The sequence below is a fragment of the Bradyrhizobium sp. USDA 3240 genome (genome assembly GCF_054063295.1).
In genome coordinates this window covers 5,288,240-5,300,003 of sequence record NZ_JBSSGD010000002.1, presented here as the reverse complement: position 1 = coordinate 5,300,003, position 11,764 = coordinate 5,288,240, and the positions used below count along the sequence as shown (strand labels likewise).

11 protein-coding genes are annotated in these 11,764 nt (G+C 62.5%); 4 read left to right on the top strand and 7 right to left on the bottom strand.

What is annotated here, in order from left to right:
• Positions 1-2 precede the first annotated feature (2 nt).
• The 5 genes from ACVIGA_RS25650 to ACVIGA_RS25630 all read right to left on the bottom strand — a co-directional run bounded on the left by ACVIGA_RS25650 (position 3) and on the right by ACVIGA_RS25630 (position 5,083).
• Positions 3-362 carry a hypothetical protein gene (locus ACVIGA_RS25650; RefSeq protein WP_456668466.1) on the bottom strand — a complete coding sequence of 120 codons (360 nt, stop codon included), beginning with the start codon at positions 360-362 and terminating at the stop codon, positions 3-5.
• Positions 363-722: 360 nt separating this feature from the next.
• A complete protein-coding gene (locus ACVIGA_RS25645) occupies positions 723-1,793 on the bottom strand; it encodes an ATP-binding protein (protein ID WP_456670887.1) in 1,071 nt (356 codons plus the stop codon).
• Between the two features lie 48 nt (positions 1,794-1,841).
• The gene (locus ACVIGA_RS25640) at positions 1,842-2,633 is read right to left on the bottom strand and encodes an alpha/beta fold hydrolase (RefSeq protein WP_456668465.1); all 792 of its coding nucleotides are present in this window, start codon (positions 2,631-2,633) and stop codon (positions 1,842-1,844) included.
• A 1,295-nt stretch (positions 2,634-3,928) separates the two neighbouring features.
• Positions 3,929-4,690 (bottom strand): hypothetical protein, encoded by a 762-nt coding sequence (locus tag ACVIGA_RS25635; protein WP_456668464.1) that lies wholly within the window; start codon positions 4,688-4,690, stop codon positions 3,929-3,931.
• A gap of 45 nt (positions 4,691-4,735) precedes the next feature.
• A complete protein-coding gene (locus ACVIGA_RS25630) occupies positions 4,736-5,083 on the bottom strand; it encodes a winged helix-turn-helix transcriptional regulator (protein ID WP_456668463.1) in 348 nt (115 codons plus the stop codon).
• Between the two features lie 105 nt (positions 5,084-5,188).
• Between ACVIGA_RS25630 and ACVIGA_RS25625 the strand changes: the two genes are divergently transcribed.
• The 3 genes from ACVIGA_RS25625 (at position 5,189) to ACVIGA_RS25615 (ending at position 8,177) form a co-directional block, all read left to right on the top strand.
• The gene (locus ACVIGA_RS25625; RefSeq protein WP_456668462.1) at positions 5,189-6,646 is read left to right on the top strand and encodes a CDGSH iron-sulfur domain-containing protein; all 1,458 of its coding nucleotides are present in this window, start codon (positions 5,189-5,191) and stop codon (positions 6,644-6,646) included.
• Between the two features lie 79 nt (positions 6,647-6,725).
• Positions 6,726-7,649: an alpha/beta hydrolase family esterase gene (locus tag ACVIGA_RS25620; RefSeq protein WP_456668461.1), complete on the top strand. Its 924-nt coding sequence runs from the start codon at positions 6,726-6,728 to the stop codon at positions 7,647-7,649.
• A gap of 177 nt (positions 7,650-7,826) precedes the next feature.
• The gene (locus ACVIGA_RS25615) at positions 7,827-8,177 is read left to right on the top strand and encodes a RidA family protein (protein WP_028339041.1); all 351 of its coding nucleotides are present in this window, start codon (positions 7,827-7,829) and stop codon (positions 8,175-8,177) included.
• Positions 8,178-8,255: 78 nt separating this feature from the next.
• Here the strand turns inward: ACVIGA_RS25615 and ACVIGA_RS25610 are convergent, their stop codons facing one another.
• Positions 8,256-9,251 carry an alpha/beta fold hydrolase gene (locus ACVIGA_RS25610; RefSeq protein ID WP_456670886.1) on the bottom strand — a complete coding sequence of 332 codons (996 nt, stop codon included), beginning with the start codon at positions 9,249-9,251 and terminating at the stop codon, positions 8,256-8,258.
• A gap of 348 nt (positions 9,252-9,599) precedes the next feature.
• Entirely contained in the window at positions 9,600-10,664 is a 1,065-nt protein-coding gene (locus tag ACVIGA_RS25605; protein WP_456668460.1) for an aromatic ring-hydroxylating dioxygenase subunit alpha, read from the bottom strand.
• Positions 10,665-10,770: 106 nt separating this feature from the next.
• On the opposite strand from ACVIGA_RS25605, the gene ACVIGA_RS25600 reads away from it, so the two are divergent.
• The gene (locus ACVIGA_RS25600; RefSeq protein ID WP_456668459.1) at positions 10,771-11,679 is read left to right on the top strand and encodes a LysR family transcriptional regulator; all 909 of its coding nucleotides are present in this window, start codon (positions 10,771-10,773) and stop codon (positions 11,677-11,679) included.
• Positions 11,680-11,764: the final 85 nt, after the last annotated feature.

The following is an 11,764-nucleotide window of genomic DNA, read 5'->3' as shown; positions in this document are numbered from 1 at the left end:
GCTCACGCCACCTTGGTGAAGAGCGTGAGAATGCCGTTACTGAGATTGACCGCGACAACCTGTGCCGAGCTCAGTCCCTTTGCCTTCAACGCGGATGTCGCTTCCGTGGACGCGTCGATGGAACCCCGCAGGTTTTTCAGGTCTTCTTCGCTTGCCTTTGCTATGACAGCCTCGACCCTCGACCGGACTTCGGGTTTCAGTTCCTTGACGTCCACGACCTGTATGGTCTTGATCGTGGCAGGTTGTTCAGACTGGGCCTGCGACGACGTGTTCGGTTGCGTTCCCTGCACTTGCGCCCAAGCTGGTGTTCCAAGCGAGAGCGCCGCAACGATGACGGACGCCGTAGGGATGCGGATGCGCATGAGCATTCCTTGTGTTGATTGCCCCCAACATCCCGCGACAACGACCTTTGCTTGCTTAAGGTTCCGGCCGGAAATCCATTCGTCGCAGGGCGTTGCCAAAATATCGAAAACAACCCCATGCACAGTAGCCGGCGGTGTCCGGCGAGCGACCAGGAGAGTTGACACGTCGGGCAACTCAGAGGTAAACTTCTAATATTCCGAAATTGCGCAATGTCCCGCCACGGCTTGATCTCATCTTGCGCTAGGCCGTGCGCCCATAAGCCCGGCATGTGACACGTCCGCTTTGCTCTCATAGCGACCGGGTTCGCACCGCAACGCAATAGGTCGCGATAAGCTAACGGCGAAAGTCTGGATCAATGTCTATCGAAGCGGCATCACGAAAGTGAACTTGGTTTCCTCAGCCGTCGAGGTCACGGTCAGCACACCGTCGTGAGCTTTTGCGATCTGCGAGGCAATATGCAATCCGAGCCTTAAGCCCTGCCGGCTGGCGCGCACTTCGCCTCGGAAGAAGGGTTCGAACAGCTTTTCGATTGCAGCTTCGGGTATAGGCTCACCGCTATTCGAAACAGACAATTTAAACAACCCGTCTTCCGTCTCCGCCCGAACGCGCACGGGCTGATTGGAAGATCCATGACTAAGGGCATTACCGACGAGATTGGAAACAAGCTGCCCGATCCTCGTCCTGTCGCAATCTACGGGACTGTCTAGCGCATATTCCACTTCGATCTGGCGCCCGGGTGAGGACAAGCGCAGTTCATCGATGACCTGGTGCAGCACGGGCTCAAGCGGCTTTCGGGCGTTACGGTCCAGCGCAATTCCTCCACCCAACCGTCCGCGAGCAAAATCGAGGACGTTGTCAATGAGTCCCGCCATGCGAGTAACAGTCGTCTCCAACATCGCGACGACCTGATGCTCCTTGTCTGTCTTCGCGCCTCGCCCAAGGATGCGTGCTCCCGCGCTGATGGAGGCGAGAGGGTTGCGAAGATCATGGCCAAGTACAGCAATGAACTGCTCGCGCAATTCCGACGTCTCGCGTTCACTTGCCAAACTCGTCGCCGCAGCTTCGCGGGCCGCCAGAAGCTGCTGTTCGTAGCGGCGTCGATCGGTAGCCTTTAGCAGCGCCAGCCGGGTAAATAGCGGCTTGCCGTTCTCGTCTCTGCCTTCCAGTGCGTTGCCGATCATCTGCATCGGTTCGCCGGCTTCCGATGTCATTTCGATGGCGAACTCATTGAAAGAGCCCTGCAATCGCAAAAGCGGCGCGATGTGGGTTTCGTAGTAGATGCGTCCCGCCATGGTGACGAAATCGGTGAACCGCTTGCCGACCATGTCGTCTGCGGCGTAGCCGGTCCACGCCAGCAGCGTCTTGTTCACGTGCGCTACACGACCGTTCGCCCGCAGCGTAATGTAGCCGCAGGGCGAGTTTTCGAACATGTCCTGGAAGTCGTCGATCCGGCTGCCGGGGTCGTGCACGGGACGGCCTCAGACGAATGTTCGCATGGCAGCGATTACTTCGTCAGGCGCACTCAGATTGGGACAATGGCCGGTTGCATCCAAAATTATCATTTTGCTTTTGGGTATGCCGCGGTGAACAAACTCTCCGACTTCCTTGGAGGCAATGATGTCTTCGCTGCACTGGAGGATCAGCGTCGGAACGTCAATCCTGGCCAGGTCGTCCCGGTTGTCGGAGGTAAATGTGACCCGGGCAAATGCCTTGGCGATTTCGGGATCGGTTCGGCAAAAACTGTTGGTCAATTCCTCGCCGAGCTCGGGACGGTCTGGATTACCCATGATTGCCGGCGCCATCTGCGCAGACCAGCCCATGTGATTGGATTCAAGAAACTGCAATAGCTCTTCGATCTGCTTTGCGCTGAAGCCGCCGACATAGTCGCCGTCATCGATGTACCGAGCGGACGGCCCGACCATGACCAGCTTTCCAAACATACCGGGCGCTTTTTGTGCCGCCAACGCGCCAATCATGCAACTGACTGAATGGCCGACAAAAATGGTATCCTTCAAGCCAAGTTCGCGACCGATCTCGACCACGTCATCGGCGTAGCCGGCCAATGTCGAATATTTGGTGCTGTCGTAGGCCCTAAGGTCGGACTTGCCAGCACCGACGTGGTCAAACAGAATGGTTTTAAACTCTCCCTCGAAAGCAGGTTCCACGAACCGCCACATGTTCTGGTCGCAGCCGAAGCCATGGGCGAACATCATCGTCCGCTCGCCCGCTCCACGGACATTGACGTGATTACGATCTACTATGCCGGCCATCGTTTCATCCGCTTAACACCTCAGCGCAAGCCTCGGCATCATCTCTGCACTCAACGTCACAGCGCCTGACGATGTAGCCGTCACTTCCGATGAAGTAGACGCGATACCACGGCTCTAGATCGGGCATTATTTCGGCTCGCGCAGTTCGGCAGCCCGTAGCCAGTCCGACATATGGGACGCGGCGGCTTTGCGGATGAGCCGCTCGCGCTCACGGCTGAGCGGCATTCCCTGAGCCCGGCTCCGCAGTTGCCCAGTCTCACGGGCTAGGCGCTCTTCAAGGACAAGTGTCTGCTTGAAACCGCGCCGCTGCCGCTTCATGCGCTGCTCCCTGTTTGAGTGGGGCGGGAGCGCAACCGGCGTTCTCACACTAGTCACCGATTAAAAGCTTAGGGGCCGAGCGGTGATGCTCCAGTCTCGGATGTTGGGCCCAGGAAAGCCAGCTGAATATTTTCATCTTTCTTTGGAACGTAGTCGCTTTGAGATTTCTTCGGAGGGCCATATCGCCACTCAAGCGTCTCGCCGCTCGCAATGAACATTCGAGCACTTGCAGGTACGAAACATGTCACGCGGCGGCCTCGCGACCGCTCGTTGCCGGGACCTCGACGGCGCGGCTGGCGATCACCAGCGATAGCCATACCCGCGATAGTAGTACCTAGGGCCGTAGGCGTATGCGGGGCGAATAACGCGCCGATACGCGGGACGAGCATAGTAAGAGCGGTATCCGCCGTAGTATGCGGGAGCGTAGCCGTAGTTGTAGTATGCCGGTGCATAGCCGCCGTAATACGCAGGGGCGTAACCCCCATAATAGCCATAACCCGGTCCGCCGTAGTAGCCGTAACCTGGGCCATAGGCGTAGGCGCTGGAGACTATGCCACCAACCACCGCCGCTCCGATTAGTCCGGCCGCCAGTCCAGCACCCCAGCCACCACCACGCCACGCCTGGGCCGGTGATGGGGCCACCAAGGCAGAGACACCGATGGTGGCAGCGGTCACTAACGCCAATGCTGCTTTGTGCATTTCCGAAGCCTCCGTTGTTCCCGGAACTTCAACCGACAATCCAGCGATAGTTTCCTTCGACCGCCGTTGGCGGAACGGTTTTCGTGAAATTTAATACTGATGAACGGTTTGGGAAAGCAAAACCACGGTGCCCAACGTCCGCGTCGGGTCACACTGAGAAGAACTCAGCATGAGCACATGCCTTCCGGGATACCCCCAAATGTGGACATCTCTCGGTGCAGCTGGCATGTCTCGGACGGGCCAATAGCGAGCTTGACCTGGGTTTTCGTCGTGTCCGGCTATTTCGAGACGACGTCCACTCCTTTGAGGCCCCTCGCGTCGATCGCTTTCTGCACCACGCCGGTCTGTCTTGCTTCTTCGACAAGTGTCGCGAGCAGAGCCTGCGCCGCGGGAGAGCGGCCTTTCGGCAATGCGGCCGCCACGAGAACCGTCCCAAAGGCGCCCGGCACGATCCTGGCGCCGGTCAGGGCCTCGACGGCAGGATACCCGACGCCGGAGTCTGCGCCAAAGACGTCCGCTTTGCCGGAGCGCAGTAAGTCGGCTGCGTCAGCCGCGATGGTCGGGCTCAGAGGGATACGGACGATCTCAGCGGCTTTGATCTCCCGCATCAACACGCGGTCGGAGGGAGCGCCACGGATGGTGCCAATCCTTACACCTGCCTTGTCCACGGAGGCGATATCGGGAAATTCTGTTCCCGGCGCGGCGACGTAGACGAGACTTATGGCCCAAAGGTTCGCCGTTGAATCCGCCTTGTCGGTCGGGGCAAGGACGCGTGGCCCTATGGCGATGTCCCATTCAGCCTTGCCGAAGCTTTGTAGATAGGCTTCCGGGTTCGGGTACATCACTGGTTCAACGGCAGCACCCAACTTCTGTTCGACAAAATCCGCGACGGGTTCGGCCACGCCTCCGAGTACGGCAATGGCAATCATGCCAACCCGCAGCTTTCCAGCGGGCGCGATCTCCGAGACGAGGGATGTCTGCCCGAATACCGCGCCGGACAGCCCCAGCAATGTAGCAATCGATAAGAGAAGCCGTCTCATGTGCATCCCTTGCAAAAAGGAACACGCAGCGGCGGGCCGCGCGCCTTAGTTCACCTCCGCACTGAGGAATCGGACGCCGAACGTGTCGGCGTTCGCCTCGCCCCAATCGTAGAGCGCTTGCAGCATCGGCTTCAGCATCTCGCCGCGCTTGGTCAGGCAATAGCGTGAGGAGCCGCCGCCGCGCTCCTGCCTGACGAAGCCTGAATTGCAGAGATCGCGCAGGCGCTCGGTCAACACCTTGTCGCTGAGCTGCGGGATGTCGTGGCGCAATTCGCCGTAGCGCATCGGCCGGAGCTTCAGCCGGCTCAGGATCACGGTCTTCCATTTGCCGCTGAGCTGATCGATCGAGAACTCGACCGGGCAACCGTATTTGCGCTTGGTCTTGCGGATCATCGCAACTCTCCTGCGGCACTTTCCATCTGGTTCGTTGAGAGCCGCCGTCGATGCATTTAAGCACGCTTTGCACGGGTTGGGCGAGTTCAGGGATCATTGCAAGGCATGACAGAGGACAGTTCCGCCCAAGGTCCGAGCGACCAGCAACATCCGCGCAAGCGCATCATCGTCAGACGCAACGGGCCCTACGAACCCGAACCCGGCATTCCAATTGTCGATCACCTCGGCGTGCCTGTTACCGCCGAGGCGCCGGTGCGGCTCTGCCGCTGCGGACAATCGCAGGCAAAACCGTTCTGCGACGACAGCCACATCGCGCGCGGCTTCACCGATGCCAGGGATCCGCGGCGGGTGCCCGACAAGCTCGACGCCTATGCCGGGCAGCAGGCCTACGTGTTCGACAATCGCGGCACTTGCGCGCATTCCGGCTTCTGCACCGACCGGCTCAACGCGGTGTTCCGTCTCGGCGAGGAGCCTTTCGTTGCGCCGAGCGGCGCGCGCCTCGACGACCTCATCAATGCGGTGCGCCGGTGCCCCTCGGGCGCGCTCGGCATCGGCATTGGCCCCGCGCGGGACGCCAGCCTGTCCGACGTCGACCGGCCGCCGCAGATCGAAGTGTCGAAGGACGGCCCCTATCGCATCACCGGCCAGGTCGAACTGGTCGACGAGGACGGCGCGCCGATCGCGCAGAACGCGGGTGCATCACAGGAGCATGTCAGCCTGTGCCGCTGCGGCTCATCGCTGAACAAGCCGTTCTGCAGCGGCATGCATTGGAACGTCGCATTTCACGATCCGGTTCCGGATCCGATGCGCGAGCCGACGCTGTTCGAATGGGCCGGCGGCTACCCCGCGCTGCTCGACATGACGCGCATCTTCTACAGCCGCTACGTGCCGGAAGATCCGTTGCTCTCCCCGCTGTTCGCCGAGATGTCGCCGGACCATCCCGAACGGGTGGCGGCGTGGCTCAGCGAGGTGTTCGGCGGACCTCGCTTTTACACCGAACGCTATGGCGGTTATCGGCGGATGGTGTCGCAGCACATCGGCAAGGAGATCAGGCCGGAGCAGCGCGCGCTGTGGGCCACCTACATGGTGCAGAGCGCCGACGATGCCGGGCTGCCGTCCGATCCGGAATTCCGCGCCGCGTTCGTCGCCTATATCGAATGGGGCTCGCGGATCGCGGTCGAGAATTCCGGCGCCGACGCCAAACCGCCGCCGAACATGCCGGTGCCGCGCTGGTGGTGGGTCTGCAACGCAACGCCCGCCGCGCGGCCGCCGGCGAGCGCAGGCGACGCACAGGCTGAGAACGAGGTCAGCGTCGCGCTGCCCGGTCCCGGCGATGTCGTGCAGTTCGAGCCGCACATCCGGCCGCTGTTCCGGCCGATGGATCGCAACTCGATGCTGTTCGCCTTCGATCTCTGGAAGGAGGCGGACGTCGCCCAACACTGCCGGCAGATCCTGGCCCGTCTCGAGGCCGGCACCATGCCGTGCGACGGCGCCTGGCCGGCCGAACAGGTGGCGCTGTTCGCCCGCTGGGCCGATGCGCGGGCCGCACCGACCGGATCGTGAAGCCACGCTCCGGACAGACTGGTTGAACCCGCCTCGCCGGCGTGCTGCAATCGCCGCAATAGAGCGGGTTTCTTTGGCGATGCGACAATATCCAATCGGCTTGCTGGTACTGGCCGGCGCACTTGCGTTGAGCAGTGGGCCGGCGGCTGCGGATTCGCTCGTCGTCAACGGCACGACGCGAACCTTCACGCTGCAGCCTCCGGCCGCCAAGCCGGCGTCGCTCGTCATCGTGCTGCACGGCAAGACCCAAAGCAGTGCCGACATGATCACGCGGACGTCGTGGCCGTTGATCGCCAGGCGCGACGGCTTTGCAGCGGTCTATCCCGACGGGTTGAACCGCGCCTGGGCCGACTCCCGGCCGGACACACGCCGCGCCGGCAATCCGCCGCCGGAAGGCACCGACGACGTCGCCTTCATCACCCAGTTGATCGCAAAGCTGGTGGACGACGGCACCGCCGATCCGAAACGCATCTATGTCACCGGCATCTCCAACGGCGGCGCGATGGCCATGACGCTGACCTGCGAACGCGCCGACCTGTTCGCCGCGGCGGCCAGCGTCGTCATGAACCTGACCGATGAGTCAGCCGGGGCTTGCCGGCCCGCGCGTCCGGTACCGATGCTCCTGATGAACGGCACCGTCGACCCGCTGATCCCCTATCAAGGCGGCCGCGGCAGCAGCTATTTTGCAGCCGACGGGTTCTGGTCGACCGAGCGCACCCTGGAATTCTGGCGACGCATCGACGGCTGCGAGGCCAAAGACGCCGCAACCACCGATCTGCCCGACCGCAACCCGTCCGATCAATCGACCGTCACGCGGATCGACTCGACCTGCCCGCAGGGACGTGACGTGGTGCTTTACCGCGTGAATGGCGGCGGTCACCGCATGCCCGGCCACTTCCCGGACGCGCATTTTACGAAACTGGCGGCGTCGCTGCTCGGGCCCCAGAACGGCGACATCGACGGCGCCGACACGATTTGGGCGTTCTTCGCGCGATTTCCGTGAGCGGTGCTGCAAATTGTGCAGTGGCGGTGGTCGCCGCGACAGGCTAGAGGGTTGGTTCTGATCAAATCAGAACCAAACCTCTCGATCTCTTGTCTTGACGCGTTTTCTTCACGCGAACCGGTAGCCACTTCGCTTGAAAACGCTATAGAGATGCCCGCCATTCAAGTGGAGACCCAAATGAGCATTCAGCGTTTCGAAACCGGCCCGCGCATGAGCCAGGCCGTCGTGCACGGCAACACCGTCTATCTCGCCGGCGTCGTCGCCGGCAAGGCCGCGGGCGGCAGCGTCACCGACCAGACCAAGGACATCCTGTCGATCATCGACGGCCATCTCGCCAAGGCCGGCACCGACAAGTCGAAGCTGCTCAGCGCGACCATCTACATCACCGACATGAAGACCTTCCCGGAGATGAACGCGGTGTGGGACGGTTGGGTCTCGGAGGGTAACACCCCGGCCCGCGCCACCGTCGAGGCCAAGCTCGCGGCGCCGCAGTACAATGTCGAGATCATGGTTGTCGCGGCGAAGTAAGCACGACGCAGATCATCGCGACAAAGGACCAATGCCCCGGATTGCGTAACCGCAGTTCGGGGCATTTTCATTTTGCACTCACGCGCTGATCCGCGATCGCTCGCCCGCAGCCTCACCGAGATCGGACTGAAGCCAGCGGGCAATCCGGCGCCACGGACCGGCCAGAGTCCTGCAACCCATGAACAGCCCGAGGTGACTGCACGGCTCGGTGTCGCATTGCAGCCACGCGGGCGGCGTACCTAGGAGCCGCAATGTCGCAAATGCCTGATCGGCCGGAACAACGATGTCGTTCTCCGCAGCGAGCAGGAAGACGGGCAGCTTCACCGTAGCAAGATCAACCTTGCTGCCAAGCGCGACAAAGTCTCCGGCCGCGATCCGGTTCTGGCGAAAGATCCAGTCGGTCACTTCGAGGTAGTAGGTGCCCGGCAAATCAAGCGTCTCGCTGTTCCAGCGCGTGAAGCAATCGAGCAGCGCCCGTGCATCCTCCGACTTGTCGTCGAGCCGCCGCTGCAGCGCCGCTTCCGCGTCACGCATGGTGAAGGGGATGCTCCAGGCCTGCAGCATGTGCTTGCCGCTGACGACCCCATTCCCCTGACGGACCAGTGCCTCAAAGCCTTGCTGCGGAAGCGATGCGACCATCCTGGAAAGCTCCGACGGCACAGAGACGTCGACCGGGCTACCCGCCAGCACCAGCCGCCGCACCTTGCCGGGAAAGCGCGCGGCATAGAGCAGCGACAGCCAGCCGCCCTGACAGAGACCGGCAAGGTCGACGGGCGGCCCAATCGTGTCGACGGCCACGTTGAGATCGGACAGATAGGTGTCGATCGAGAAATATCGCATCTCCGGTGCCGCCGAGAGCCAATCCGTGAGATAGAGACGTGCAATACCCGCGCCCTGTAACGCCTCCATCAGGCTGTGGCCGGGCGCAAGATCCGCTATCTTCGCGCGGTGCAGCGCATAGGGTGCGCAGACCAGCAGCGGCTGGCCTTCGCCAGCTCTCGAGAAGTCCAGCAGACGCATCGACGGCAGTTGCAGCGCCTCCGAATTGGCCGTCGTCCAGGGCAGCGCTCCCACTTCGCCCGACGAATCTGTAGGCTCGGACGCACGGTTGGGGTACCACTGCGAGTAGAGATCCAGTGCCAATCGCGCGGCTTCGAACGGCCATAGCCAAGCGTCCTGCGCCCAGGTGCTCGCACTTCGATCCGATGGATCCGTCTTGTCGGGCAAGCTCGTTCACCGATTTGATCGCCACCGAGATAGTCTGGCTGGTGCGGGCAAAAACCTTGACCCGGATCAAGAACCGACGAAATTCACGCTGATCACTTTACGCCAAACCCGCTTGGACGGCAGCCACGCCAGGACGTCACGATCTCGCGATCCCGGCGTGCTTGCGCCCAGGCGGTGACACCATCGCGCCACCGACTATGCGGCGCGCGCCGCGCCTTTCTCCGCATCGAGCTTGCGCGCGAACAGCCAGCGGAAATAGGTCAGCGGCGCATCGGCGCCGATCGCCAGCAGCTGATAATCCGGATCGACGTCGAGCACCTTCTGCTGCGCTTCGATGAAATCCTTGTCCTCGTTGAAGGCCTCCTCGAGCGAATGCCGCAGCGACAGCGCAATGTTCGGATTGTCGGTGTCGAAATCGTGCAGATAATTCCAGAAGAAATGCGTCGAGGAACGCGTCTCCGGCGTCATGAACTGCGCGTTGCGATATGACCGCGTGCCCGGAACCTGAACGCCCTTCTCCGCGCCCTGCCCCGCCGGCGCAAACGTGGTGTCGAGCGTAAAGATGCCCGGCACGATCATGCGGCCGATATTGCGACGATCGACCTGGTCGTCGCGGTTGGAAATCACTTTCTTGTGGTAGGGCGGCGCATCGGCGCCCATGTGCCAGCGCTCGACGCGGAAGCCGTCGTCCAGCTTCTCGATCGCGACCGGCTTGGTCTTGTAGGCGTATTCCTCGGAGCCGCCGAGCGTGTTGGTGTGCACGAAGGCGAGATGCGCGAAGTCGCTGAGGTTATCGACGATCAAGAGCCAATTGGCCTTGTAGTGCATGTAGCCCGGCAGGCCGCGCCATTTGGGATCCTCGAGCGGAGGATAGTCGAGGATCAGCTTCGGATCGGCCTTCTCGGCATCGCCGGTCCAGATGAAGATCATGTTGTAGCGCTCGACCACCGGATAGCTGCGCACGCCGAGCTTGGCGGGGATCGCGTCCTGGCCGGGAATCTGGATGCACTTGCCGTCGGCCGCGAACTTCATGCCGTGATACATGCACCTGATGTCGTCACCCTCGACGCGCCCCATCGAGAGCGGCGCGGCGCGATGGCAGCAGCGGTCGTCGAGCGCGACCACCTTCCCGCTGGCGCCGCGATAGATCACGATCGGCCGCTCCAGAATGGTGCGCGCCAGCTTCTTGCCGTCGATCAGCTCGTGATTCATCGCCGCCACATACCAGGCGTTGCGCAGGAAAATTCCGTCATCGGCCATGTCAGCCTCCCAATGCAATGTTGCTTGCAATCAGGTTAGGTTATCCCGGTCATCGGGATAATCCGATTTGGCTGGACACACTGTACCGCTGGATGGACAATCGGCCATGGAATGGCGCGACTGGGAGCTGTTTTGCGAGGTTGTCGAGCATGGCGGCTTCACCGCGGCCGCGCGCGTGCTCGGACATCCCAAATCGAGCCTCAGTGCTGCGGTGCAGCGTCTCGAGGCCAATCTCGGGCTGCGGCTGATCGAGCGGACTACGCGACACCTGCGGCTGACCGATTCCGGCGAGACCATCTATCGCAAGGTGCGCCCGCTGTTCGCCGCGCTGCACGACACCCACAGCGAGGCGCTGGCGATGTCCAGCGCGGTCGCGGGCACCCTGCGCATCAAGGCGCCCTACGAATTCGGCGCACACCACGCCGGGCCGGTCGCCTGCGCCGTGATGGGCCGCTATCCGGAGCTCGCGATCCGGATCGACGTCGAGCACGACATCGTCAACCCGATCGCCGAAAATTACGACATCGTGTTCGCGATGCTGGAGGCGCCGCTGCCGTCGGCCGGCATCGTGATCCGCCGCGTCTTCACCCTCGAGCGCGGCCTGTTCGCGGCACCGGCACTGCTGGAGAAGTTCGGCGAGCCGCGCACGCTGGACGAATTGAGAAAGCTGCCGCTGTTGACCGGCCCCGGCGATCCGCCATGGGCGATCACCGCGCCCGGCGGTGCCGTCGAGCATCTCGCAGTGGATCGCGCGCGCCTCACCAGCTCGAACGCCCATGTCCGGCTGCAGGCAGCACTCGCCGGCCATGGCGTGCTGCGGGTCACCGCGAGCTACACCCGCGCCGCGGTCGCGGCCGGCGAGTTGAAGCGGCTGCTGCCGGACCATGCCTGCGAGCCGCTCAACGTGCATGCGCTGCTGCCGGCGCGGCAATTTGTCCCGGCCAAGGTGCGCTGCTTCCTCGATGCGATGGAAGCGCACGCGCGCGGTGATCCCGAGGCCTATATCAGGCCGTAGCCGCCGGCCGGGTCTTTTTGGCTGATCGCCATTTTCTCGGGAACCTGTCCGGCCCGCCGGCATCCAATGGTAATATACCGCCAAC